The 25,911-nt window shown below is 66.8% G+C and carries 15 protein-coding genes and 2 pseudogenes; 7 read left to right on the top strand and 10 right to left on the bottom strand.

What is annotated here, in order from left to right; translation table 11 throughout:
* Window positions 1–3: 3 nt before the first annotated feature.
* The 3 genes from rpsR to rpsF all read right to left on the bottom strand — a co-directional run bounded on the left by rpsR (window position 4) and on the right by rpsF (window position 1,169).
* On the bottom strand, window positions 4–258 hold the full coding sequence (rpsR, locus tag BN4346_RS45595) for a 30S ribosomal protein S18 (protein ID WP_024442719.1): 255 nt from the start codon (window positions 256–258) through the stop codon (window positions 4–6).
* A gap of 33 nt (window positions 259–291) precedes the next feature.
* Window positions 292–801 carry a single-stranded DNA-binding protein gene (locus BN4346_RS45590; RefSeq protein ID WP_208863317.1) on the bottom strand — a complete coding sequence of 170 codons (510 nt, stop codon included), beginning with the start codon at window positions 799–801 and terminating at the stop codon, window positions 292–294.
* A gap of 77 nt (window positions 802–878) precedes the next feature.
* Window positions 879–1,169: a 30S ribosomal protein S6 gene (rpsF, locus tag BN4346_RS45585; RefSeq protein ID WP_067976864.1), complete on the bottom strand. Its 291-nt coding sequence runs from the start codon at window positions 1,167–1,169 to the stop codon at window positions 879–881.
* Window positions 1,170–1,352: 183 nt separating this feature from the next.
* Here rpsF and BN4346_RS45580 point away from each other — a divergent pair, with 183 nt between their 5' ends.
* Genes BN4346_RS45580 through BN4346_RS45570 form a run of 3 tightly spaced genes read left to right on the top strand, consistent with a single transcriptional unit; the run spans window position 1,353 to window position 4,941 of the window.
* Entirely contained in the window at window positions 1,353–3,092 is a 1,740-nt protein-coding gene (locus BN4346_RS45580; protein WP_067976863.1) for an AMP-binding protein, read from the top strand.
* Window positions 3,093–3,125: 33 nt separating this feature from the next.
* A complete protein-coding gene (locus BN4346_RS45575; protein WP_067976862.1) occupies window positions 3,126–3,803 on the top strand; it encodes a GAP family protein in 678 nt (225 codons plus the stop codon).
* A 52-nt stretch (window positions 3,804–3,855) separates the two neighbouring features.
* Entirely contained in the window at window positions 3,856–4,941 is a 1,086-nt protein-coding gene (locus tag BN4346_RS45570) for a PE-PPE domain-containing protein (RefSeq protein WP_067976861.1), read from the top strand.
* Window positions 4,942–4,950: 9 nt separating this feature from the next.
* Here the strand turns inward: BN4346_RS45570 and BN4346_RS45565 are convergent, their stop codons facing one another.
* The 7 genes and pseudogenes from BN4346_RS45565 to BN4346_RS45535 form a co-directional block, all read right to left on the bottom strand.
* Window positions 4,951–7,968: an MMPL/RND family transporter gene (locus tag BN4346_RS45565; RefSeq protein WP_208863324.1), complete on the bottom strand. Its 3,018-nt coding sequence runs from the start codon at window positions 7,966–7,968 to the stop codon at window positions 4,951–4,953.
* An 84-nt stretch (window positions 7,969–8,052) separates the two neighbouring features.
* The gene (locus BN4346_RS45560) at window positions 8,053–9,468 is read right to left on the bottom strand and encodes a condensation domain-containing protein (RefSeq protein WP_067976859.1); all 1,416 of its coding nucleotides are present in this window, start codon (window positions 9,466–9,468) and stop codon (window positions 8,053–8,055) included.
* 69 nt (window positions 9,469–9,537) lie between these two features.
* Window positions 9,538–16,050, bottom strand: a complete 6,513-nt coding sequence (locus BN4346_RS49320; RefSeq protein ID WP_067976858.1) for a type I polyketide synthase — start codon at window positions 16,048–16,050, stop codon at window positions 9,538–9,540.
* Between the two features lie 156 nt (window positions 16,051–16,206).
* Window positions 16,207–17,772 carry a glycosyltransferase family 87 protein gene (locus tag BN4346_RS45550; RefSeq protein ID WP_154677691.1) on the bottom strand — a complete coding sequence of 522 codons (1,566 nt, stop codon included), beginning with the start codon at window positions 17,770–17,772 and terminating at the stop codon, window positions 16,207–16,209.
* Window positions 17,697–19,937: a transglycosylase domain-containing protein gene (locus tag BN4346_RS45545; protein ID WP_327345149.1), complete on the bottom strand. Its 2,241-nt coding sequence runs from the start codon at window positions 19,935–19,937 to the stop codon at window positions 17,697–17,699. Before BN4346_RS45545 ends, BN4346_RS45550 begins: the two co-directional genes overlap by 76 nt.
* Window positions 19,938–20,185: 248 nt before the next feature.
* Window positions 20,186–22,230, bottom strand: a pseudogene (locus BN4346_RS45540) (transglycosylase domain-containing protein).
* Between the two features lie 176 nt (window positions 22,231–22,406).
* Complete coding sequence (locus tag BN4346_RS45535; protein ID WP_067976972.1) at window positions 22,407–22,832, bottom strand: DUF5318 family protein; 426 nt, start codon at window positions 22,830–22,832, stop codon at window positions 22,407–22,409.
* A 95-nt stretch (window positions 22,833–22,927) separates the two neighbouring features.
* On the opposite strand from BN4346_RS45535, the pseudogene BN4346_RS49315 reads away from it, so the two are divergent.
* The 4 genes and pseudogenes from BN4346_RS49315 to BN4346_RS45515 all read left to right on the top strand — a co-directional run.
* Window positions 22,928–23,026: pseudogene (locus BN4346_RS49315) on the top strand (hypothetical protein); the annotation flags it as partial.
* 125 nt (window positions 23,027–23,151) lie between these two features.
* Window positions 23,152–23,694 (top strand): PadR family transcriptional regulator, encoded by a 543-nt coding sequence (locus BN4346_RS45525; RefSeq protein ID WP_067976971.1) that lies wholly within the window; start codon window positions 23,152–23,154, stop codon window positions 23,692–23,694.
* A gap of 76 nt (window positions 23,695–23,770) precedes the next feature.
* Window positions 23,771–24,862 (top strand): inositol-3-phosphate synthase, encoded by a 1,092-nt coding sequence (locus BN4346_RS45520; protein ID WP_067976856.1) that lies wholly within the window; start codon window positions 23,771–23,773, stop codon window positions 24,860–24,862.
* 26 nt (window positions 24,863–24,888) lie between these two features.
* The gene (locus BN4346_RS45515) at window positions 24,889–25,773 is read left to right on the top strand and encodes an alpha/beta fold hydrolase (RefSeq protein WP_067976855.1); all 885 of its coding nucleotides are present in this window, start codon (window positions 24,889–24,891) and stop codon (window positions 25,771–25,773) included.
* The last annotated feature ends 138 nt before the right edge of the window (window positions 25,774–25,911 follow it).

The raw sequence follows: 25,911 nt of genomic DNA, 5'->3' as shown, positions 1-25,911 counted from the left end.
CGGCTAGCGCGCCGACGAGGTGAAGGGCAGCAAGGCGACCTCGCGGGCGTTCTTCACCGCGAGCGCGACGTCGCGCTGGTGCTGAACGCAGTTGCCGGTCACACGACGGGCGCGGATCTTGCCCCGCTCAGAAATGTAGGTGCGCAGCAGCGAGGTGTCCTTGTAGTCGATCACCTGCTTCTTGTTGGAGCAGAATGCGCACTTGCGAGCCTTGATCGGCTTCTCAGGAGCCGGACGCCGCTTGTTGGATTTGGCCATCTACCTATCTCTTTCGTGCTGTGGTTCGTTGGTCTAAAAGGGCGGCTCGTCGTCGGCGCCACCGAAGGAGCCGGACGCCGGAGCACTGCCCCACGGGTCTTCCGCTGGCGGGCCGGACGGACCGGCCGAGGCCGGCATACCGCCGCCCCCGCCGAAGCCGCCTCCGCCGCCACCGCGGCTGACCTTGTTGATCTTGGCGGTGGCATACCGCAACGAGGGACCGACTTCGTCGACCTCCACCTCGTAGACGGTGCGCTTCTCGCCCTCGCGGGTCTCGAAGGACCGCTGCCGCAGCCGCCCGGTGACGATCACCCGCGATCCGCGGGTGAGGCTCTCGGCCACATTCTCGGCAGCCTCGCGCCAGATGTTGCACCGCAGGAACAGCGCGTCGCCGTCCTTCCACTCATTGCTCTGCCGGTCAAAGACCCGCGGAGTGGACGCCACCGTGAAGTTGGCGACCGCCGCCCCCGAGGGAGTGAACCGCAGATCCGGGTCCGCGGTCAGGTTTCCAACGACGGTGATCGTGGTGTCACCTATAGCCACGGGGCCCTCCTAGGATCGGTGGCAGCGCTTGATGCTGCATTAGCAGCTTGAGCCTACGCAACGGCTGCGACAGTCGGCTACGACTTGTCGGTGCGCATTACCTTGGTGCGGAGCACCGACTCGTTCAGGCTGAGCTGGCGGTCGAGCTCGGACACGGTGGCCGGTTCGGCCTTGACGTCGATGATCGCGTAGATGCCTTCGGCATGCTTGGCGATCTCGTAGGCCAGGCGGCGCTTGCCCCAGATGTCGACCTTGTCGACCGATCCGCCGTCCTTGCGGATGACGTTCAGGAACGTCTCCAGGGACGGGGCAACGGTGCGCTCGTCAAGAGTGGGGTCAAGGATGACCATGATTTCGTATGGACGCATGGGAACCTCATCACCTCCTATGGTCGTAGTGCGGCCGTGGAGGTGTCCACGGCAGGAGGGTCGCCTGCGTCGGCAACCGGGCTAGGTTACCGGACCACCCGTGCCGCGACGAAATTGCGGTTCTGGGCCCGCCCGCTCAGGCTTGCCCAGCACATGTCGCACTGTGACGGTAGCCTCACCGCCATGTCTGATGTCTCCCTATTAACTTTGTTGCGCGAACGCGCGTTCCTCTCCCCCGATGAACCCGCGTACACCTACACCGATTACGAGCAGGACTGGGACGGTGTCGCTGAGACGCTGTCCTGGTCACAGATCTATCGGCGCGCCCTCAATGTGGCCCGCGAACTCAAGCAGCACGGCGCTGCCGGGGACCGGGCCGTCATCCTGGCCCCGCAGGGTCTCGGCTACGTCGCGGCCTTCCTCGGCGCCATCCAGGCGGGATTCATCGCGGTGCCCCTGCCGGTGCCGCACCCCGGCGCACATGACGAGCGGGTCAGCGCCGTACTCACCGACACCGCGCCGACCGTCGTCCTGACCACGACCGGGGCCGCCGATCTGGTCGCCGAGTATGTGCGCGAATCCGGGGCCGACGCCACGGCAACCGTCGTCGCTGTCGACGCATTGGATCTGGATGCCAACGTCGCCATGGGTGATCAGCCCGTCGACTCCGGCGGTGTGGCGTATCTGCAGTACACCTCGGGCTCGACTCGGCTACCCGCTGGCGTGATGGTTTCGCACCGCAACCTTCAGGTGAACTTCCGGCAGTTCATGGCCGGCTACTTCCCGGAGTTCAACGGGGTGGCACCGCCCGACACCACGATCGTGTCGTGGCTGCCCTTCTACCACGACCTGGGCTTGATCCTGGGCATCATCGCACCGGTCCTCGGTGGCTACCGATGCGAGCTGACCAGCCCCGTGGCGTTCCTGCAGCGTCCAGCGCGCTGGATCCAAGCGATGGCCAGCCACACTCGGGCATTTTCGGCGGCGCCGAATTTCGCCTTCGAACTGGCGGTGCGAAAGACCACCGACGAGGACCTGGCCGGCCGGGACCTGGGCGACGTGCTGGGCATCGTCAGCGGCAGCGAGCGCGTCCACCCCGCGACTTTGGAGCGCTTCCTGCACCGATTCGCCCCCTACAACTTCCGTCCGCGGGCTCTGCACCCCGCGTACGGGCTGGCCGAGGCCACGTTGTACGTCGCCACCCTCGACGTGGAGGGGCCGCCGCAGACGGTCTACTTCGAATCGGAGAAGTTGACGCGCGGCAGTGCGCAACGGTCTGGCACAGAGGAGGGCACGCCCCTGCTCACCTACGGTGTCCCGAAATCGCCGGTGGTGCGGATCGTGGACCCCGAAACGTGCGCCGAATGCACGGTGGGCACTGTCGGCGAGATCTGGACCACCGGCGCCAATGTCGCTGCCGGCTACTGGAACAAGCCGGAACAGACCCAGGAGGTGTTCGCCGCGACCCTGGTCAGGGCGTCCGAAGGCACCCCGAGCGGCCCGTGGCTAAGGACCGGCGACCTCGGATTCATCTCCGAGGATGAGCTGTTCATCGTCGGCCGCATGAAAGATCTGCTGATCATCCGCGGGCGTAACCACTACCCCGAGGACATCGAAGCCACCCTTCAAGAGATCAGCGGGGGTCGCGTCGCGGCCATCGCGGTTCCCGTCAACGAGGACGAGACCCTGGTCACCATTATCGAAGTTCGGGATCGCGGCGAATCCGCCGAGGACACCGCGCAGCGGCTTGCCGACCTGAAAAACGATGTGCAGGCAGCGATCTCCCAAGCCCACGGGGTGACCGTCGCTGATGTTGTGCTGGTGGGACCGGGATCGATTCCCATCACCACCAGCGGCAAGGTCCGCCGGGCCGCCTGCGTCGAGCAGTACCAGAGCCAGCAGTTCACCCGTATGGACCGCTGAGCCGGCCGCGTCCCCACGCTACGAAGTCGCAGCATGTGGATAGCCCTGCTGGTGATGGCGGCTGCCACCAGCGTGGAGCCGGTTCGCATCGGTTTGACGCTGCTGATGTTGAACCGGCCCAGGCCGGTGCTGCAACTGATGGCGTTCCTGTGCGGCGGCTTCGTGATGGGGACAACCGGCGGCCTGGTGGTGTTGTTCGTCCTACCACCCTCGGTGACCGAGTCGTCTGGACTGACCTTGCCGCGGGTTCAGATCGTCATCGGCGCGCTGGCGCTGCTGACGGCCGCGGTTCTGGTCGTCAGAGTGTTGACCGCCCGCCCCGGCGGGACGCCTCCGGCTCGTTCCGGTTCCGTCCCGGTCGGGTTCTCTGCTCGGGCCCAGCGCCTGCTCAAAGGTCGGTCGCTGTGGGTGGCGGGAACAGCCGGACTGGGTATCGCGCTGCCGTCGGTGGACTATCTGGCCGCGTTGGCGATCATCGTCGCCTCCGGCGCCGCCACCAGCACGAAGATCGCCGCACTGCTGACGTTCAATGCGTTGGCGTTTGCGCTGGTCGAGATTCCACTGCTGGCCTACCTGGTGACTCCGCACGCCACCCGCAGGTTCATGGCCGCGCTGCACAAGTGGGGTCGGCAACGTCGGCCAGGCCAGCTCGCGGCACTGCTGGCCGCCGTCGGCGGTGTCCTATGCACTGCCGGTGTCCTCAGTCTGTGAGAAGGTGGACGTCGGGTCCGACAGCGGGCCTGCACGGCTGAAGGGGTTAGCGATGAAACGACTGGTCGCCGGGGCTCTCGCGGTCTGGCTCGCCGGTTCGGCTAGTGGATTGAGCGCCAGTACCGCGACCGCGACCCCGGCACATCCGACCGATACCCCGTGGGTTGCGCCGACACCGTCGCCGGTGGGCGATGCGGCCACCAACGACGTCGTCTACGCGGTCGGCGGTGCGCGGCCCCCCGGCATACCGTGGGCGGACTACACCCGACGCGCCGGCGCCGGTTATTTCCCGAACAAGAAGCGGGAGATCATCGACTACCCGGCCGGCGCGATGTTCCGGTGGGTGCCCACCATGTTCGCGCCCGACGCTCCGCGCGACAACGTGACCGTGGCCGCCGCGGTGGATGCGGCAACCGACAGCCTGGATGCAATGATCCGTCGGGGAACCGAGCCGGCCGCCGTGGTCGGGTTGTCGCAGGGCACCATGGCGCTGGACAAGGAGCAGGTCCGGCTCGCCAACGACCCCAATGCGCCGGCACCGCACATGCTGCAGTTCTCGACGTTCGGCTCCCCCATGGGAAAGCACGCTTTCGGGAAGAGCTTTCTCTCCGGACTCTTCCCGCCGGGAAGCCGGCTGCCGCTGGACGACTACGTCATGCCCCCGGAGGTAGAAAGCCAGTACGACACCAATCGGATCGTCGCGGCTTACGACGGCATGGCCGATTTCCCCGACCGGCCCGACAATCTGTGGTCCGTGGCCAACGCACTTCTCGGTGCCGCAATCGTGCACACTCCGGCCGCGTTCACCACGCCCGCTGATGTGCCGGCCCAAAACATCAGGTCCACGGTCAACTCTCGGGGCGCGACGACAACGTCCTATCTGATTCCGATCAATCATCTGCCGCTGACGATGCCGCTGCGATTCGCCGGCGTGCCCGACGATCTGGTCGATCAGCTCGACGCCTTCCTCCAGCCACAGGTCGACGCCGGGTATTCCCGCAATGACGACCCCGCCACCCGACCGGTTTCAGTCAGCCCGGCAGGGATGGACGTGGTGCAGGTTCTGGGACCGGAGACCAACAGCGCCGTCGACGACACCGTCGGCAAGCTTCGCAGCTTCTTCGGGTTCACCGGCTGACGCACCGCGTCAGGCGTCGGCCACCGTCTCGATCGCACTGCCGCTGGCGGTTTCGCGTTTCCGATCGTCGGGCCGGGGCTGCAGCCACGGACGCGCGGGCCACCAATTGGCCCGTCCCAGCAGCGCGGCCACGGCCGGCACGGTGATACTGCGCACCACAAAGGTGTCGACCAGGATGCCGGCGCCAATCACGAAGCCGCCCTGAACGACAGCACCGACACTGGCGAACATCAGTCCGAACATGGCGGAGGCGAAAATCAGGCCCGCTGCGGTGATCACCGCACCGGTTGACCCGACCGTGCGGATAACACTGGTACGCACGCCCAGCGGCGATTCGTCGCGCAATCGGGATGCGAGCAACATGTTGTAGTCGGCGCCCACCGCCACCAGCACCACAAATGCCAAACCTGGCACGCTCCAATGCAATTGCTGACCCAACAAGACCTGGAAGACCAGGGCACCAAGCCCGACCGCCGACAGGTACGAGATGATCACCGAGCCCACCAGATAGATCGGGGCGACAACCGCTCGCAGCAGGACGGTCAAAATCAGCAGCACTACCAGGGTGGTCAAGACGACGATAAGCCGAATATCCCGCTCGTAGTAGTCACGGATATCACGCAGCGTCACCGGGTATCCGGCGATCGATATCGAGGCATCGGCAAGCGTGGTGTTGGGCTGCGCCGCCTGGGCGGTGGCAAGGATGGCGTTGACCTGGTCCATGGCTTTGATGCTGAACGGATCTTCATCGGTTTGGATGAAATACCGCACCGAATGCCCGTCGGGCGAGACGAAGGTGTGCGCCAGCCTCTTGAAATCCTCGGTGGCCAGAACCTCCCGTGGCACATTGAATCCCGCCATCGACGGCTGGGACGCGTCGTGGCCCATCGTCATCAGAAACGCCGACGCGGTGTCCAATCCCAGTCCCAGTTCCTTGGTCTGGTCGACGAGGAGTTGCACCCCGTCGGCCACCTGGCGACCGGCGACGGCGAGGTCGTTGGTGCCGTTCTGCATCTCGATGATCTTCCGCTGCACCCGGCGCGGATTGTCGAATCCCAGCGCATGCAGCGACTGCGCGGCCGACTGCAGGGAGCGGTTCAGCCCGCTGACCGCCGACGACACCGTCTGCGAGGGCTGCGCCGACTGCAGCTGACGAAACAGACTGGAGATCTCATCGAGAGTGCCTGCGGCACGCGCGTTTTGCAGCTTGCGAAACTCAGCTCGCGCCGTCCCGCAGATCGGATTGGCATCGCACGTCGGGCTGGCATCGAGAGACTCGGTGACGGGATCGACCCAATCGAAGCTGGCCGCGAGTCCGGCGAACGTCACCTGCAGGGCGTCGCCGAGCGCACGGATACTGTTGAGCAACCTTGCGGCCTGGTCGATTTCACCGAAGGTCTTGTTTCCACCGAACTGATTTTGCAGATACGCCAACGCGTCGACCAGACTGCGCACGCTACCAATGGACTGGCTGACCTGGGTGTTCAGATCTCCGAGGCCATTTGCCAGCTTCCGGGAGCCCGTGGATAGCCGATCGAGGTCACCGTCGCGCTCAGCGATCAGGCCGGCGGCATCACCCAACTGATCGCCGACTTCGCCGGCTTGGTAGGTCGCTCGGGCCTCCTCAAGTGACTCGCCTCGGGGCCGGGTGACACCGCGGACGGCGGCGATACCCGGGATCTGGCTGATCCGGTATGCCATCTGCTCCATGTCGGCAAGCGCCCGCGGAGTGCGCAAGTCGTTGGGAGACTGCACCAGCAAGTACTCCGGGATCGTTTGGTTGACCGGGAAGTGCCGGTCCAAAGCGGCATACCCCACCGAGCTGTCGACCGAATCCGGCAATTGCTTGCGGTCGTCGTAGTTGAACCGAATCAGCCCTGCGGCACTGCCCAGGGCCAGCAGCAGCGCCAAACTCCCGATCAGATACGTCTTGGGCCGCCGCACGATTCGTACCCCGGTCCGCCGCCAAAGTCGGGCCGCCCGTTCGCGACGCGGCGCCACCCATCCGCGCGGCCCAGCCAACGTCAGGATGGCCGGCAGCAAGGTGACCGCCGCGAGGAAAGCCACCGCGATCCCGATCGCCAGGACCGGGCCGGTGGTGGCGAACACCCCCAGTTTGGCGAAGCCCATTCCCATTAGGGTCACGGCCACGGTCGCAGCGGATGCGGCGATCACCTTGCCGATCGACGTCAGGGCCCGCCGCACCGCCTGCTGATTGTCTTCGGCCGCGCCCGTGCCCATCCGCACGTAGTCGTGATAGCGGCTGACCAGAAAGACGACGTAATCGGTTCCGACGCCGGCGATCAACGCACTGAGCAGCACGATGGCCTGGTTTGAGACAGCCATGCCGGTAGCCAGTGAGACCGCAGCGACCACCGCCTGCGCGGTCACCAACGACGCACCGATGGTGATCAGCGGCAGCACCATGGTGACCGGATTGCGGTAAATGACCGCCAGAATGATCAACAGCAAAACGGCGATCGCGGACTCAATGGCCAGGCGATCCCGCGCCCCGGCATCGGTCAGGTCGGCGACCGTGGCCGCCGGGCCGGTGACGTCGGCGGTCAGGGTCGATCCGGCGACGGTCTGCTTGACGATCTCGGCGACTCGCAGGTATGCCGCGTAGGACTCGGGCGTGCCCAGGTCGCCGGCCAGCCCGACCGGCAGGATCCACGCTTTGCCGTCGCTGCTGGCGAGCACCTCCCGCAGCGCCGGAGTGGCATGCAAGTCCTGCAGCATCACCACGTGCTCGGTGTCGTGCCGCAGCCGGTCCACCAACGTGCGGTAGACCTCGTCATCGGCGCGATCCAGACCCTGCTCGTCGCTGAGCAGTACCGTCAGCACGTTTTCCGAGCCGTCCTCATCGAATGCGGCGGAGATCTTGGCCGAAGCCGAGACGGACGGGGCTGCGGCGGGCAGCACCGCGACGGGATGGCGCTGCGCCATGTCGGTCAGCGACGGCGCGAACAGCGGCAGCAGCACGACCAACAGCGCCCAGAAGCCGATTACCGGCCACGGGCGCCGCACCACGAAGTCGCCTAGCCGACTGAAGATGCGTTCACCTCCGGCGGCAGCTGGTGGGCGTGACTGTCACAGCGCATGGGGCTGGGCTCAGGCAACCTTTTCCCCGTGGCTCTGATCGGCGATCCGCTCAAACACGGACTTCAACAACGCCAGGTAGCTGGCCACCGATTCGTGGGCCTGCGGGTTGTCGGGGAACACCGCGGTGACCGCAGTCTCCTCCCCAACCCGGATCACGTAGAGCGACATCTGATACGAGTACCGGCCGTCGCTGAAGACCCCGATGTTCAGGTCATCCAGGCCCGCGGCGATCAAAGCCGACAACGGGGCGGCCCCGGCGTCGAGGAAATTGATGACGGGAAAATTCGGTGGCGGTTTGCCCAGGCTGGGTACCAACTCACGCACCCGCTGGTAGGGCACGTCGGCCAGTGTTCTGCCCGAATCGAAGGAGATCTGCGCGGCGTTGGCGGCGTCCGCGAAGGAGGACTCCCCGATGGGAACGGTGATCGGGATCAGGCCGGTGAACCAGCCCAGGGTGAGGTCATCCTCCGGGGATCTGCGGGTGTCACGCGGGGTGAGTCCGTAGTAGGTGTCCTCGCCGGTCAATTCGCGATGAGCCAGGCCGCAGCACGCCAGGACGCCACCGATGAAACGGGTGTTCGCGTCGGTGCACGCCGACTCGAAATCGATGGTCTGCTTCTCATCCAGCATGGTGACGGTGACCATGGCCGCGTCGCACGGCTGTGCGGGGTCGCCGAGCGGCAGCGGGAAACCCGGCAAGCTGTGGTCGTTGTGTTCGGCGAAGGTTCGCCAGGCCTGGATCTCGGGCGACTCTTGGGTGAGCGCATCGGTGAACTGGTGCTGACGGACACAGAACTCGCTGTAATTCCCCGCAGGCGGCAACTCCAGCGGCGCTCCGCCGGCCACCAGCGCGTTGTACATGAAATAGAGCTCCATCAACGTCACCCCGGCGACCGCCGCGTCCACATGCACGTGATCGATGCTGGCGAAGAACGTGAAGTGGCTCTTGCCCTGAATGATCCCGAACCGGAAACAGTCCCACTGCAACGGATCGGGCGTTTCCTTCAGCAGATCGCGTACCTGCGGCAACGCCAGTTCGCCGTGATCGACCGGGACGAACTCGATATCGGCGGCATCCTGGATAACGTGGCGAATGAGGCGTCCATCGTCGGCCTGCTCGAACCAGCTGCGGTAGGTCTCGTGCCGCCGTACGTGTGCATTGATGATGTAGTCGATGGCACGCCGATCGCAACGGCCCGCCATGTCGCAACTGAGCACCATCAGGCGCGAGTAGTCGAGTCCGACGGCAGTCTGGTCGATGTAGCCGCGAATGTGCTGTTCCTGCATGTAACTGGCCGGCACGGCATTGACTGGCGCCTGTCGCGCTGCAGCCAGCGCAGCAGCCGACGGCTGCCACACCACGGTGGGCCCGGCCTCGGGTTCCCAGTCCGCCAACGTCCCCAACGCCAATGGCCCTACACGCAACGTCTGCTCCTCTTGTCGGGCGAATAACCCTTCGGCTGGCAGCTCGGGACAGCGGCCAACCGACTCAAACTACCTACCACCGGGAGAGTCCGCATGTTCTACGCGGGCGACCAACTGGCCGCACACATGCTGGGACAGGCCGCGCACCGTGGTGAGTTGGGTAGGACCGACCCGGACGCCGGTTTCCGTTTCGACCCGGGTGCGAAACTCCAAGCTAGCCAACGAATCCAAGCCATATTCGGGCAGCGGCCGGTCCGGGTCAACGGTACGGCGCAACAGCAGACTGATCTGGTCGGAGACCAGGTGCAGTATCGAACCCAACCACTCCTCGGGCGGGAGCTCCTGCAGTTCTGCCAGGAACCTCTGCGCGTCGGGACTGCTTCGGCGCACCGGCCGGAACGCCTCGGCAAACGGGCTGCGGTGCGCCAACGCCGCCAACCACGGCGCACGGGTAATCGGCGCGTATCCGACGTAGGCGCGGCCATAGCTCAGCACAGCGTGGAAGGCACGGGCGGCCTCGGCGGAAGTGATCGCGGCCGGCACGCCGTCGGCGGAGTCAGCGGAGCTGCCGATCTCGGCCCACGGCCCCCAGCCGATCACCGTGGCTGCCAAGCCCTGCGCCTGGCGCCAGTGTCCGAATGCGTCCAACCAACTGTCGGCTGCCGCCGCGGCGCCCTGCCCCGGCGAGCCGATCAGCGCCGCCGTCGAAGAGAACGCGCAGAACCAGTCCAACGGTTGTGCCGCTGCTCCTTCCTGCAACGACTGGTGCAGGTTCCACGCGCCGTACACCTTCGGCGCCCAGCAACGGTCAACGAGGTGATCGGTGATCTCGGTCAACGGTGCTTCGCCCATCGCGCTGGCCGCATGCAGTACGCCCCGCACCGGCAGGCCCGACTCCATCGCCGCCGCCACCAGCCGGCCCGCCGTCGCCGGTTCCGCTATATCACCGCATTCCACCTGAATATCGGTGCCCAGTGCGCGCAACCGCTCGATAACCCGTTGCGCTTGCCGGTCCGGTGCCGTATCACCGTTCAGCACGATGCGGCCACAACCCGCCGCGGCCATCTCAGCAGCCAGGTACAAGCCGGCCCCGCCGGTTCCACCGGTGACGATGTAGGCGCCATCGGCCCGAAAAAGCTGGGCCTGTGCCGGTGGCACCGCCGCCACGGTGCTGCCGGTCTGCGGCGCGTCCAGCAAAACCGTTGCTGCGCAGTCGCCGTCGTCAGCCAGGTGCAGGGCGACGGACGCGTCCAGCATGGGGTGGTGCGTGGTTTGCGGCTGCGGCAGGCTGCCGTCAGCTGCATTTCGATAAACGGTGCACAGCAAGCGCTGGACCGTTTCGGGGTGGCTGTGCGCCAGCAGCGCCAAGTCGACCACGTGTAGCGACAGGTTGCGGCGGAACGGGAACAGGCCAAGCCGGCTGTCACCGTAGACGTCCTGCTTGCCCAGCTCGATGAACCGGCCGCCGAAGCTCAGCAGTTCGATTCCGACCCGTTGCGCCACCCCGGACAGCGAGTTGAGCACCACGTCGACACCGTAGCCCGCCGTGTCGTGGCGTATCTGATCGGCGAACTCAAGATTGCTGGAGTCATAGACGTGTTCGATGCCCATGTCGCGCAACAGTTGTCGCCGCTGCGGGCTGTCTGCGGTAACGAAGACCTGGCACCCGGCCGCTCGTGCGATGGCGATTGCGGCCTGACCGATGCCGCCGGTTGCGCAATGGATCAGCACCTTGTCGTCCGATGTGACGCGCGCTAGGTCGTGCAGCCCGTACCAGGCGGTGGCGTATGCGGTCGGCCACGCGGCGGCTTCGGTCAACGGCAGTTCCGCCGGCAGGGTGGCCGCTAGCCGGGCATCGCAGGTGATGAACGTGCTCCAACAGCCGTCGGGGGAAATCCCGCCGACGTGGTCGCCCACTCGGTGCCCGGTGACATCAGGGCCGACCGCCGTCACCACGCCCGCGAAATCGGCGCCCAGCTCCTGCAGATGTGCCTCGACGGGAGCCGCCTCGGCCCACTTGACACCGGCGACCATCACCGCGACCTCGATCTGACCGCTGCCAGGCTCAATTCGCGGGTAGGCGACCGGTTCCCACGAGTCGGGCTCAGCCGGGTGGCTGCGCTGCAGGCGCAGACAGTCTTGGCCGTGCTCGACCACGATGGTCCGCCGATCGGCTGGGCCGAGCGGGCCGGGGCGCAGCCGCGCGGTGTACCAATCACCGTCACGCCAAGCGGTCTCGTTCTCCTCGGACCCGCTCTGAAGTTGCGCCGCAAGCTGGGCGGCCAATGCCTCGTCGTGCTCGGCGGCGCTGCCGTCTACATCGATCTGGGTGACCTTCAAGTGCGGGTACTCCGAGTCGACAACCCGTATCAGCCCACGCAGGCCCGCCTGTTCCAGGTTAGGCCGATCCCCCGGTCGCACCGAGGCGGCGTCTCTGGTCACCACATACAACCGCGGTGACTCCCCGGGAAACGCCACCATCTGCCTCACCACGTCCAGCAGGAAAGCCACGCAGTCCCGGCCACGCCGCGGCGGGTGGGAACCGTTAAGCGCCGGCGGGGTGACCACAACAACTCCGGTTCGGCCATCGAGCGCCCCGCTGAGCCCATCTGCGACAGGCCCGCGGCCGATCGGCATCGACACCGTGCGAGATTGCGCCTCTTCGCCGTTGAGCACTCCACCCAGGCGGCCGGTCAGAGTATCTGTGGCCTCAGCCATGCTCAACAGCAGCCAGCTGCCCGCTTCGGCCGACGCTGCGCCCGGTTGATCGCGGCGCTCCCACTCGATGGTCAGCAGGCGCTCATCAAGGGTGCGCTCAGCGGACTCGCTCTCCGACCGGCCGGCCGCGAATTGCAGACCTTCAACGGTGAGCAGCACATTGCCCGCAGCGTCCATCAATTCCAGATCGACCTCACAGGCGTCGGCTCGCGCAGCCGTCACTGTGCTCAGGCAGTACCGCACGTCGCGGATCAGATGATGGCGGCGCAGCCTGCGCACACCAACCGGCCGCAGCAGTCCCCCATCGCCGGCGCGCGGGACGTCGGGCCGCATGACAGCAGACATGATGCACGCTTCGAGGAGGGCCGGATGAACTTCATAGAGCCCCTGCTGAGGGCGCGCCGGCCCCGGCAGCGCGACCTCGGCCAACGCGGTGGCACCGATGGTGTGCCGACCATCGCCGAAACGAACCGCGACCAGACCCGAAAACGCCGGGCCGTAGTGAATTCCGTTTCGGTCCGCTGCTTTTCGCAGATCGGCGCCGTCCACGCGGGCCCGGTGTGCTGCCAGCAACGCGGCGATATCGCGGATCGACGGTTGCCGAACATCCGCCCGAGCCTGCAACACGGCGGTTGCGCAATCGACGCGATCGCGGCCCTGATGGGTGTGCACTGCGAAGTCCAGGACCCCGGGCGCCACCACCACGGCCCCCGATGACACCGAGGTCCATTCGTCGAGGGGCAGCAGCTGGTCAAACCGAACGTCATGTATCTCAGCCGATTCGCCCAGGCTGGCACGGGCGGCGGCCAGCGCCATCTCACAGTAGGCGGCCCCGGGCAGGATGGCCACATTGTGAACCCGGTGATCGTCGAGCCACGGGTGCGCCACAATTCCGACTTCACCCTGCCAGACGTGGCGTTCGGGTTCCTCCAACAGGTGTACGTGCGCTCCCAACAACGGGTGTACGGCCCGGACCGCCGCGCCGCTGCCGACCTGGAACCATCGCGAGCTGATGTTCAGCCGGGAGGACGCAGACACGGCGCGGAGCGGCGCGGCGGTCCGGGCCGTACACCCGTTGTTGGGAGCGCACGTACACCTGTTGGAGGAACCCGAACGCCACGTCTGGCAGGGTGAAGTCCCCAACAACGGGTGTACGGCCCGGACCGCCGCGCCGCTCCGCGCCGTGTCTGCGTCCTCCCGGCTGAACATCAGCTCGCGATGGTTCCAGGTCGGCAGCGGCGCGTCCACCAATGTCCCCGATGGATACTGCGCGGCGAAGTCCACCGCGCTTCCGGCGCTGTGCAGATCAGCGACGAAACCACGTAATCCTTTCCAGGACTGGCGTTCTCGGGGGGCGGCCAGCAGTGCAGCGATCGGGATGTCGAGGCTGCTCGCATTCTGCTCGAGGACCTGCGCCAAACGTGAGTGCGACGTCAGCTCTCCGAACACCCGGTAGCCGTCCTTGATCGCCGCCTGCACAGCCGCGGCGAACCGCGCCATGTAACGCAGGTTGTCCGCCCAGTACTGGCCGTCGAATGACGGCCGGTCACGTGGCGACCACAGCGTCGCGGAGTAGTACGGGATCTCGGGCTCAGTCGGCTTCAGATCGGCCAGGGCTTGAGCCAGCTCATTAAGGATGGGTTCGACCTGTGGCGAGTGCGCGGCGACCGCGACAGCCACCTCGCGCGCCGGCACTCCCTGTTGCTGCCAGTCGGCCACCAGGTCTCGAACGGTTTTTCCGTCACCGCCGATGGTTGTCGACACCGGCGACTCAACCACGGCGAGCACCGCGTCGGATACGTCGCGAATGGATAGCTCCGAGAGCACTTGCTGCGCAGGCAGTTCCACGGTGGCCATGGCACCGCTACCGGCGATCCGCGATATCAACCGTGACCGGCGACAGGTGACGCGGAGCCCGTCCTCCAGGGTCAGCCCGCCGGCTACGACGGCCGCCGCCGTCTCCCCGAGCGAATGCCCGATGACGGCGCCCGGCCGAACCCCATGGGCCCTCATCGCTTCGGCCAGTGCGACCTGGATGGCAAAGGTCGTCGGCTGGACTCGCTCGACTTCGGTCGGCGGCAGCTCGGCAGCCAGGGTTTCGGCGAGTGAAAAGCCGGACTCTTCGGCGACGACCGGTTCCATCTTTGCGATCGCCGCGGCGAACTCCGGTTCTTCGGCGAGCAATGCCGCCATTGCGGTCCACTGAGGAGTCTGTTCGGAGAACACCCACACCGGACCGCGGCCGTCTGATCCGATAGCAGGCTGATAGGCCCGGTCATTACCGGCGATTTCGCGCAGCGCCTCGCCGAGTTCACTAAAGTTGTTCGCCGCCAAGACCGTTCGTACCGGCCGGTGTGACCGCCGCCGCGCCAGGGTGTAGCCGAGATCGGTCAGACCGGAACCGGTCATCGCGGCGGCGTGCTCGTCCAGCCAATCCGCCAGCCGTCCCGCGGTGACCCGTAGCTGTGACGCGGAGGTCGCCGATATCGGGAAGAGCAGGGGCGCCTGTTGGTCGGGTTGTGTCACCGGCTCGGCGACTGCCGCCGGCACCGCCGGGGCTTGTTCGATGACGACGTGCACGTTGGTGCCCGACAGGCCAAGGGATGACACCGCGGCCCGACGCGGGTGCTCGCCGCTCGTGGGCCATGGCATATTTTCTTGCGGCACAACTAGGTTGGTTTCTAGCGCGGCCAGCTGGTCCGGCAGTCGGGTGAAGTTCAGATGCTGTGGGACCGTGCCGTTCTGCAGTGCGAGTATCGCCTTCATCAGGCCCAACGGCCCGGATGCCGACTGGCAGTGCCCGAAGTTGGTCTTGACCGACCCCAAGAAGCAGCGGTCGTCGGTGCCGTAGACCGCGGCCAGTCCGGCATACTCGGTCAGATCCGCGGTCGGATTGCCCAGACCGTGTGCTTCAACCAGCTCCACCGTGGCGGCTTCAACGCCGGCAGCAGCCAACGCGGCCTGATACACCGCGACCTGCGCCGGATTCGACGGCGCCGCAGCCGTTCCGGTACCGCCGTCCTGATTGGCCGCACTGCCGCGCAGCACCGCCAGGATCCGATTGTGGTCGCGGATGGCCTCTGGCAATCGCTTGAGCAGCAACACCACGCAGCCTTCACCCGAGACGAATCCGTCGGCGGCGGCGTCGAAGGCCCGGCATCGGCCGGTCGGAGACAACATGCCCTGCTGCGAGCCGGCAACCGACCTGCGGGGTTCGAGCATCACCGACACACCGCCCGCCAGGGCGAGTTCGCTTTCACCGACCTGCAAGCTGCGGCAGGCTTGGTGCACCGCCATCAGGCCCGAGGAACACGCCGTGTCCACCGTGACTGCCGGCCCGTGAAGTCCCAGGGCCTGCGACACCCGGGCCGAAGCAAAGCTTGTGTTGGTAGCGGTGAATCCGTATGGCCCCTCAGCGGCACCGCACTCGGCGGACAGCAGTTCGTAGTCGCTATGCGTCAGCCCCACGAAGACACCGGTCTGCGATCGAGCCAAGGTCGCCGGGTCCATTCCAGCGTGCTCGACGGCCTCCCACGAGGTCTCCAGCAACAGGCGGTGTTGCGGATCGACCGCGGTAGCCTCCGGCTCGGTCATGCCAAAAAAGTCGGCATCAAACGCGCCGATGGTGTCCAGGAAGCCGCCCCAGCGCGATACCGACCGGCCCGGTTCGCCCGGTTCGGAGCCGTAGTAGCTATCGACATCCCACCGGTCGGCGGGCACTTCGTCGATGAAGTCGGCGCCGCGCAGCAATGCCTCCCAGAACTGCTGCGGCGAGTCGATCCCACCTGGGAGCCGGCAAGCCAGCCCGATAATGGCAACCTGCGGCGGGAACGGTTCGTGGGGGGACGTGGGAGGGGTAGTCATCGCGCCCGCGAGATTACAGCAATGTCACGAAAATAAAGCGTCCAGGTAAACGAACGTTCTTTCGAGCGGCGTGCCAGCCACTATCGGAGTCCGCAAATCACCCCTCGCGGCGCTCAAACTGTGGCCAGCCGAGGCCCGGATGGGGCAGCATGGCGATCAATCCGGCCGCCAGGCCCCGGTTCCCCCGTGGGCCATGACCGTCGGCTGGGGTCGCAGTCGGGCCGGCAGCCAGGGCGGGTTCATGCGGGGCGCATCGGGGGCCCGGTCGAACACCCCACCGGCCGGGTCGTCGGCCCACCCATGAGCCCGCACCAGATCTTCCTGCGGGCGGTAGATCTGCCGGATCACCAGCGCACACAGCCCGATGACCGCCACGTCGCGCACCAGGACCGTGCTGGTGAACCACTGCTCGGGCAGGCCGCGGTCCGGAACGCTGTAGAGGTAATACATCCGCGGCACCCAGACCAGCGCGTCGACCGTCATCCAGACCAGCAGCAGCCGGCGGTGCGGCAGAGCCAGCACGGCCAGCGGCACCAGCCACAACGAGAACTGCGGACTCCACACCTTGTTGGTCAGCAGGAACGCCGCAACCACCAGAAACGCCAACTGTGCGACGCGCGGCCGCCGCGGCGCGGTCAGCCCGATGTAGCCGATCCCTAGGCAGCACAGCACGAACAGCGCGGTGACAACGGTGTTGAGCACCGTCGGGGGCTGCCACATTCCCAGGTCGCCGTCGAAGCCCCGCCAGCCGGTCAACGACCGCACCACGTTGTAGAGCGAATCCATGTCATCGCCGCGGCGGGAGTTGAGCCGGAAGAATTCGCTCCAGCCGCGCGGTGCGTACAGCAGGACCGGCAGGTTCACCACCAGCCAGCTGACCGCGGTGGCCACCGCGGTGCGTTTGACCTCCCGCAGCCGGCCGGTGCGCAGCCCCAGCACCAGCAGCGGAAACAACAGCAGTACCGGGTACAGCTTGGCGGCGGCGCCCAGACCGAGCAGCACCCCGGCCGCGGTCGGGCGGCGCCGCGCCCAGGCCAACAGGCCGGCCCCGGCGAACGCGGTGGCCAACGCGTCGAAATTGGTGAAGATCTGGAAGATCACCAGCGGCGATGCCGCCACCAGCGCCGCGTCCCAGATGCGTCGGCCGGCCAGCTCGGCGGTGGACCACACCGTCGCCAGCCAGGCCAGTGCCAGACCGAGCGCGACGATGTCGAAGAACACCACCACCTCGGCGACCCCGTTCAATGCTGGGATCTTCACCACCTTGGTGATCGCCGTGTACGTCTTCGCCAGGGCCATCGCCGCGTACTGGTACACGCCGGTGAGCACCGGGTATTCCATGTAGCGCACGGCGGGCAGTCCGTCGTAGCGGGTCTGTTCCTTGCCCGACGAGTCCTTCTCCACCCAGCTGGACTTGTACGGGAATTTGCCCTGATCCAGTAGCTCCGCGGTGTAGAGCGGTACGACGTCGGAATAGCACAGCTGGAAGTACGCCCGCTCGTTGTCCCAGTTGGCTACCCGCTGGTCGGGGCTGCCGCCGCCCGTGCTCTGCAGGCACGCCGACTTGGTGGTCCAGCCCAGGGCCAAGAACAGCACGGCGATCAAAAACATCACCCGCAGCGGCGTCATGAACCTGGTCCGCCCGATCAGGGCATGCCGACCGACCGGCCCGCCGATGGTGTTCGACAGCGCGTGACCGATGGCATCGGTGCGACTGGGCAGGTCCTGTCTCTTATACGTGCGGTGGCCGGCACGCCCGCAAAGCCGCCGATCTCGGTGGGCTTGGGGAACTGCACGATCGGGTCTCCCCACAGGGCGCCGTCCATGCTGGCCTTCCAGATGTCGGCCGGCAGGCCCGCGCCGTAGACCGGCCCGCCCCACTTGTTCGTCAGCGGTTCGTCGCCGCCGGTGGTGCCCACCCAGACCGCCGTCGACAGGGTCGGCGTATAGCCGACCATCCAGGCGTCCCGGTTGGCCCCGGTGGTGCCGAGCTGGGTGGTGCCGGTCTTGGCCGCGGCCGGGCGCCCACCAGCCAGCTCGTGCCCACCCGACCAGCTCGGAATCGCCTTCATGGCGTCGGTGACATTGTCCGCGACGGCTTTCGGGACACGCTGCTCGCCGGAGTCCTTGGCGGCAGTGACGTCGAAGAGCACCCGGTCGTCCGGGCCCACGACCTTCGCGATGAAGTGCGGCCGGTGGTACATCCCGGAGTCGGCCAGGGTGGCGTACGCCGACGCCATGTCGATCACCCGAGTCTGGTACTGGCCGAGCACGATGCCGTTCTCCGGGGGTCCGCCCAGGCCATCCTGGGACAAGGTGTGCGCCACACCCGGGAAGCTCTTCGCGACCCCGAGCTGGTGTGCGGCATCGGCGACGTCCTGCGGTCCGTGCTTGAGCTTGAGCATCAGCCGGTAGTAGGCCGTGTTCAGCGACCGTTTGAGTGCCTCGGCGATGTTGCAGACTCCGCAGCTGGCGCCGCCCACGTTGCTGATCTTGGTCTTGCCGACCGTCAGCGGGCCGCTGTCGATCTGTTCACCCAGGCCGATGCCCTGCTTCAGCGCCGCCACCAAGGCGAACACCTTGAATGAGGAACCGGTCTGCAAGCCGGCCTGGGCGAAGTCGAAGCCGCCGACCTCGTCGCCGCCGTAATAGGCCCGCACCGCGCCGTTGCGTGGATCGATGGAGACCACGGCGGTCCGCATAGTCGGCTTTTGCCCAGCCATGGTCGCCTTGACGGCCTTCTCCACCGCCCGCTGCGCCTTCATGTCGATCGTGGTGGTGATGCGCAGTCCCTCCATGTTCAGGGTCTGCTCGTCGATGTGGAACATGTCGAGCAATTCCTCGGTGACCTGGCGTTGAATCAACCCGTTGGGCCCGGACGCCTGGTCGGCGTTGCGCGCCTGGTTGAGCGGGATGGTAGTCGGGAAGAACTGCTTGGCCCGCTCACTGAGCGTCAGGGCGCCGATTTGCACCATGCCGTCGAGTACCCAGTTCCACCGATCGATGGCCCGGTCTCGGTTGATAGCCGGGTCCAAGGCGGACGGCCGCTGAATCACCGCCGCCAGCAAAGCACCTTCGGAGACGGTGAGGTCCTCGACCCGCTTGTCGAAGTACGCGCGGGCGGCCGCGGCGATCCCGTAGGTGGTGCGGCCGAAGTAGATGATGTTGAGGTAGGCCTCCAGCACTTCGTCCTTGGACCACGCCTCCGACATCTTGGTGGCGATGACGAGCTCTTTGCCCTTGCGGACCAATCCGCCCATGCCAGCCCGCTCGGACCCGACCAGGGCGTTCTTGACGTATTGCTGGGTGATCGTCGAACCGCCCTGCGTGTCACCGCCGGTCAGGTTGTTCTTGACCGCCCGAAACAGCCCCGAGACCGAGAAGCCGGAGTTGGTGTAGAAGTCCCGGTCCTCGGCGGCCAGCACCGCGTCACGCACGTGGACCGGCACCCGGTCAAGCTTGACGTCAACCCGATTCCCCTCCGGCGGCACAATTTTCGCCAGCTCGGTCCCGTCGGCGGCGAGGATCGTCGTGACCTGGCTGGTGTGGATGTCACCGGGTTCGGGGATCTCCACGGTGCGGTACGCCATCCCGAAGGTGACGACCGGGACCACCAGCGCCGCCGCAGTGGCGGCGTACAGGCCGCGTCGGGCCCAGAGCCAGTTCCGCCGCCGCCGCGATCCGTGCTGGTCCGGCTCGGTCTCGAGATCTGCCGGCGGTTCGTCTGGTACTGGGGACTTTTCGCTGTCCGGGCGAGGGCGCTCCATGGCGGCCTTGACCGCTTCGAGGCGGTCGTGGCGATCCGCCTCGTCATCGGTGCACTCGGCGGCTTTGTCGGCGGCCGTTCCGTTCGCTTCGTCGGTGGGCTTGGCATCGGACGTCGTCAAGAAGTGCTCTTCTTCAGCGCTGTCGGCACCCGGCGCTGTCGGGCCCTGGGTTTTCACCGGCGCCCAAGGCGTCCCCGCGAGTAGGAGGCGGGCTTCCGGCCCTTCGCCATCCCGATTCGGGTGCAACACATTTCGGCAGTCGGCGAAGTGCCCAGCAGCCCGCCGTCCCCGACGCGTCGCTGCAGTCGCATGGCCAACAGACTACTTCCGCGGACTAACCCTCGGGTTGAAACAAGGTCACAAACGCACTACGGCGCAGCGGGCGGCTGCTCCGCCGGCGGCGGGCCGCCCGATTCGGGCGCAGGCGGCGCAGCCGGCACGGGCGGGGCGGCCGTGATCGTCGTGGGCGGACCGATCGGGATGGTGATGCCCGGCGCGATCTCGATCGGGGGCTGGATGACGGTCTCCGCCGGTGGCGGCGGCGGGCCGGCATCCCTTGGCGGGGGTCGGTGGGCGTCGGGAAAGTTTCGTTGGGGGTGCCCTTCAGGGCGCCGTCCATGGTGGCCTTCCAGATGTCAGCCGGTATGCCCGCGCCGTAGACCGGACCGCCCCACTGATTCACCAGCGGTTCGTCTCCCCCGGTGGTGCCCACCCAGACCGCGGTTGACAGCGACGGTGTGTAGCCGACCATCCAACCGTCCCGGTTGGCTCCGGTATCGCCCAGCTGCGTGGTACCGGTCTTGGCCGCCGACGGCCGTCCGCCGGCCAGGTTGTGCCCACGCGACCAGCCGGCGATGGGTTGCATGGCGGCGGTGACGTTGTCGGCGACCGCCTTGGGGATGCGCTGCTCGCCGGTGTCTTCGGAGGTCTTCGCATCGAACAGCACTCGCCCGTCGGCGCTGACCACCTTCTCCACGAAGTGCGGCGGGTGGTAGATGCCCGAGTCCGCCAACGTCGCGTATGCCGAGGCCATATCGATAACCCGGGTCTGGTACTGGCCCAGCACCACTCCGCCTTCGGGTGGGCCGCCGTCCTGCGACAGGGTGTGCGGCACTCCGGGGAAGCTCTTGGCGACCCCGGCCTGATGCGCGGCGTCGGCGACGTCCTGCGCCCCGTTCTTGAGCTTGAGCATCAGCCGGTAGTAGGCGGTGTTCAGCGAGCGCTTGAGCGCCTCGGCGATGTTGCAAACACCGCAGCCCTCACCCTCAGCGTTGGTGATCTTGGTCCGGCCGTTGTCGAGGGTCAGCGGAGAACTGTCGATCTGGTAGCCCAGACCGATGCCCTGCTCGAGCGCGGCCACCAGCGCGAACACCTTGAACGACGACCCGGTCTGCAGCCCAGCCTGAGCGAAGTCGAAGCCGGTCGCATCCGATCCGCCGTAGTAGGCGCGCACCGCGCCGTCGCGCGGGTCGATGGACACGACCGCCGAGCGCATGTTGGGGATCTGGTCCTTGAGGTAGGTGGTCACCGCGTCCTCGGCGGCATCCTGCGCCGCCGGATCGATGGTGCTGGTGATCTGCAGGCCCTGGGTGTTGAGCGTCTGTTCGTCGATGTTGAACAGCTCGAGCAGTTCCTGCGTGACCTGCCGCTGGATCAGTCCATTGGGCCCGGTGGTGATGTTCTGGGCGCGGGCCAATTCGGGCGACACCGTGGACGGAAACTCCTGAGCGGCACGCTCACCGGCGGAAAGTGCCCCGGTCTCCACCATGCCGTCGAGCACCCAGTTCCACCGGTCGAGGGCACCTTCGGGGTCGACCGCCGGATCCAGGGTGGACGGCCGCTGGATCAGTGCGGCCAGCAGCGCACCCTCGGCGATGTCGAGTTTCTCGACGGGCTTGTCGAAGTAGGCCCGCGTGGCCGCGGCGATCCCATAGGCACCGCGGCCGAAGTAGATGATGTTCAGGTAGGCCTGCAGCACATCGTCTTTGCGCCACGCGCTGGACATCTTCGTGGCGATCACGAGTTCTTTGGCCTTGCGAACCAATCCGCCCATGCCGGCCCGCTCGGATCCGACCAGCGCGTTCTTGACGTATTGCTGGGTGATCGTCGAACCGCCCTGGGTGTCACCGCCGAAGAGGTTGTTCTTGATCGCGCGGGCGAAGCCCGACACCGAGAAGCCCGGGTTGGAGTAGAAATCGCGGTCCTCGGCGGCCAACACCGCGTTACGCACGTATACCGGCACCTGGTTGATGTCGATGTCGACGCGGTTGCCTTCCGGCGGAATGATTTTGGCCAGCTCGGATCCGTCACTGGCCAGGATCGTCGACACCTGGTTGGTCCGGATGTCACCCGGCGAGGGCACATCGGTGATGGCGTAGGCCATCGCGAAGGTGATGACCGGCAACAGCAGCATCACCACCACCGAGATGTAGAGCCCGCGCCGAATCCACCGCCAATTCGGCGGATGCCTCCGCAGCCACTCCAGCGGATTCGGCGCGGGCTCTACATCTCTCAGGTCCCGCCGGGGGGCGCCGGCCGGCGGCGTCGGAGGGCCGGGCCGAGCCAGTATCGGACCCGTCGTCGTGATGTTTACTCACTGGCGGTACGGGCTCCGCTGCGTGCCGGCCGTCGACCGCGGGATCCCTTGGGTGGGCGTGCGAGGCCCAAGACATACGACTTCACCAGGTGATTCCAGCTGCAGGTCCGGCACACCTCGACGACGTACACCGAGAACTCCGAGAAGCGGGTGGCCAACAGGACCAGTTCCTCAGCGGAACGCGCCGAGCCCGAGACCGCGCCCAACTGATCGCCGTATACCCAGGACACCAGGGTGAGCGGCTCCTTGCGGCAGATGGGGCACACCACCGCACTGGCCTTGCCGTGGAACTTCGCGGCGCGCAGCAGATACGGGTTGGCGTCGCACACCTCGGTCACCCCGGTACGCCCGGAGTAGACCTCGGCCAGCAGGGAGCGGCGCCGGAGCGCGTAGTCCACTACCTGTCGCTGCAATCGCACGGTGACCAGAGTACGTCGGGTCCTCACCGGCGGTCGCGATCAACGCCCCCAACCGGCGTCAAGCGGCGGATTTGGCGTCACGGCGGGCGATCCCGGCGCGGTCGCTGTCGGTGTATGTTTCCCGCGGCTACGGCAGCGGCTACATCGCCTTCGCGGGCGACGGCACGGTCAAGCACATCAATTACCCGTACTGAACTGCCCGTTTCGCCAGCTTGAACATCGTGCGAACAATAGCCGCTTGGGTTCGGTTATATCGGCGCGATACTATGGCGCGAACCGTCGACCGGACGTAGCTACACCATCTCAGGAGGTGATTGGAGTGCTTGAGCTTGCCATTTTGGGCTTGCTGCTCGAGTCTCCGATGCACGGCTACGAGCTCCGGAAGCGGTTGACCGGTCTGCTGGGTGCGTTCCGGGCGTTTTCCTACGGCTCGCTGTATCCCGCGCTGCGGCGCATGCAGCTGGCCGGGGTGATCGCCGAGGACGCCGCGCCGACGGGAACCCCGGTGCGCCGGGCCCGGCGGGTGTACCGGCTGACCGACGCCGGCCGTCAGCGGTTCAACGAGTTGGTGTCCGACACCGGCCCGCAGAACTACACCGACGACGGCTTCGGAGTCCACCTGGCGTTCTTCAACCGCACCCCCGCCGAGGCTCGGATGCGGATCCTCGAAGGCCGCCGCCGGCAGGTGGAGGAACGCCGGGAAGGCCTGCGCAACGCGGTGTCGCGGGCCAGCAACTCGTTGGACCGCTACACCCGCCAACTGCACCAGCTCGGGCTGGAGTCCAGTGAGCGGGAGGTCAAGTGGCTCAACGAGCTGATCGCGGCCGAACGCGTATCGCAGGGCCGGGCCGAACAACCCTGATCCTGCCGGACGCGGGCCTCGGGGAAACACAACACAGCACTTCAGCAGTGAGAGCAGAAAAAGGAGAGCGTCGAAAATGACTGAGCAAACGACGGATGTGCGGGTCGCCATTGTCGGCGTCGGCAACTGCGCGTCCTCGCTGGTCCAGGGCGTCCAGTACTACCAGAACGCCGATGACACCTCCACGGTCCCCGGCTTGATGCACGTGCGCTTCGGCCCGTACCACGTCCGCGACGTCAAGTTCGTTGCCGCGTTCGACGTGGACGCCAAAAAGGTCGGCTTCGACCTCTCCGAGGCCATCTTCGCCTCGGAGAACAACACCATCAAGATCGCCGACGTGCCGCCGACCAACGTGATCGTGCAGCGCGGCCCGACCCTGGACGGCATCGGTAAGTACTACGCCGAGACCATCGAGGTCTCCGACGCCGAGGCCGTGGACGTGGTCGCCGTGCTGCGCGAAGCCAAGGTCGACGTGCTGGTCTCCTACCTGCCAGTGGGCTCCGAAGAGGCCGACAAGTTCTACGCCCAGTGCGCCATCGACGCAGGCGTGGCGTTCGTCAACGCACTTCCGGTGTTCATCGCCTCCGACCCGGTGTGGGCCAAGAAGTTCGCCGACGCCGGCGTACCGATCGTCGGCGACGACATCAAGAGCCAGGTCGGCGCCACCATCACCCATCGCGTGATGGCCAAGCTGTTCGAGGACCGCGGTGTCACGCTGGACCGCACCTACCAGCTCAACGTCGGCGGCAACATGGACTTCAAGAACATGCTCGAGCGCGAGCGCCTGGAGTCCAAGAAGGTCTCCAAGACCCAGGCCGTCACCTCCAACCTGACCGGCTCGCTGGCCGGCAAGATCGAGGACAAGAACGTCCACATCGGACCAAGCGACCACGTCGCCTGGCTCGATGACCGCAAGTGGGCCTACGTGCGCCTCGAGGGCCGCGCCTTCGGTGACGCGCCGCTGAACCTGGAGTACAAGCTCGAGGTGTGGGACTCCCCCAACTCGGCCGGCATCATCATCGACGCGGTGCGTGCCGCCAAGATCGCCAAGGACCGTGGCATCGGCGGACCGATCCTGCCGGCGTCGGCGTACCTGATGAAGAGCCCGCCCGAGCAGCTGGCTGACGACATCGCGCGCGCCCAGCTCGAAGAATTCATCGTCGGCTAGACACAACATCCACTCTGCGGGGGGACATGACTGACGACGAGCTGGCCGGCCTCTCGGAGTTCGCGCTGTTGCGCGGCAACGCCGAGCAGGCCGGTCTGACCAGTGCGTTGCCCGACGTGGAGCGGATCGAGACCGCCGAAGTCAGTGCGCTGAGGTGGGGTTCAGCACCGCCGCGGGTGGTGTTCCTGCACGGCGGCGCGCAGAACGCCCACACCTGGGACACCGTCGTCCTCGGGCTCGGTGAGCCCGCGCTGGCGGTGGACCTGCCCGGGCACGGCCGCTCGGCGTGGCGCGAGGACGGCGACTATTCACCCCAACGCAATGCGGCCACTCTGGCGCCGGTGCTGCGCGAGCTGGCACCGGACGCCGAGTTGGTGGTCGGCATGTCCCTGGGCGGGTTGACCGCGATCCGATTGGCGGCCACCGCCGGCGAGCTGGTGCGCCGGTTGGCGCTGGTGGATGTGACGCCGTCGGCGTTGCAGCGCCATGCCGAGATGAGTGCCGCCGACCGCGGCACCGTGGCATTGGTCCAAGGCGATCGGACCTTCCCCGACTTCGAGTCACTGCTGGCCGTCACCACGGCCGCGGCGCCGCACCGGGATCGCGAGTCGCTGCGACGCGGACTGTTCCACAACACCCGCCGGTTGCCGGACGGCAGTTGGACGTGGCGTTACGACACCATCCGCTCGGTCGGCGACTTCACCGAGCTGTGGACCGATGTCTCGGCGATCACCGCGCCGACCACCTTGATCCGCGGCGGCGATTCGGTCTTCGTCTCCGCCGACGACGTCGCCGAGTATGCGCAACGCTCCCCGGGACTGACCACTCACGTCGTGGACGGCGCCGGACACTCCGTACAAAGTGATCGGCCTCGCGTCCTGGTCGAGCTGCTTCGCATGGCCCTCGCCTGATACCCGGCGGTTCAGCGAGGCTCGACGCAGGAGAGCCGAAGCTGGAACCGCCGCAAAGGCCCCGCGGTTCAGCGAGGCTCGACGCAGGAGAGCCGAAGCTGGGACCGCCGCATGAACCCGGCGGTTCAGTCGCCTGGT

It is taken from the genome of Mycolicibacter icosiumassiliensis (genome assembly GCF_900078685.2).
Taxonomy (GTDB): domain Bacteria; phylum Actinomycetota; class Actinomycetes; order Mycobacteriales; family Mycobacteriaceae; genus Mycobacterium; species Mycobacterium icosiumassiliensis.
The sequence above is the reverse complement of the archived record's forward strand: the minus strand, read 5'-3'. Positions and strand labels throughout refer to the sequence as shown.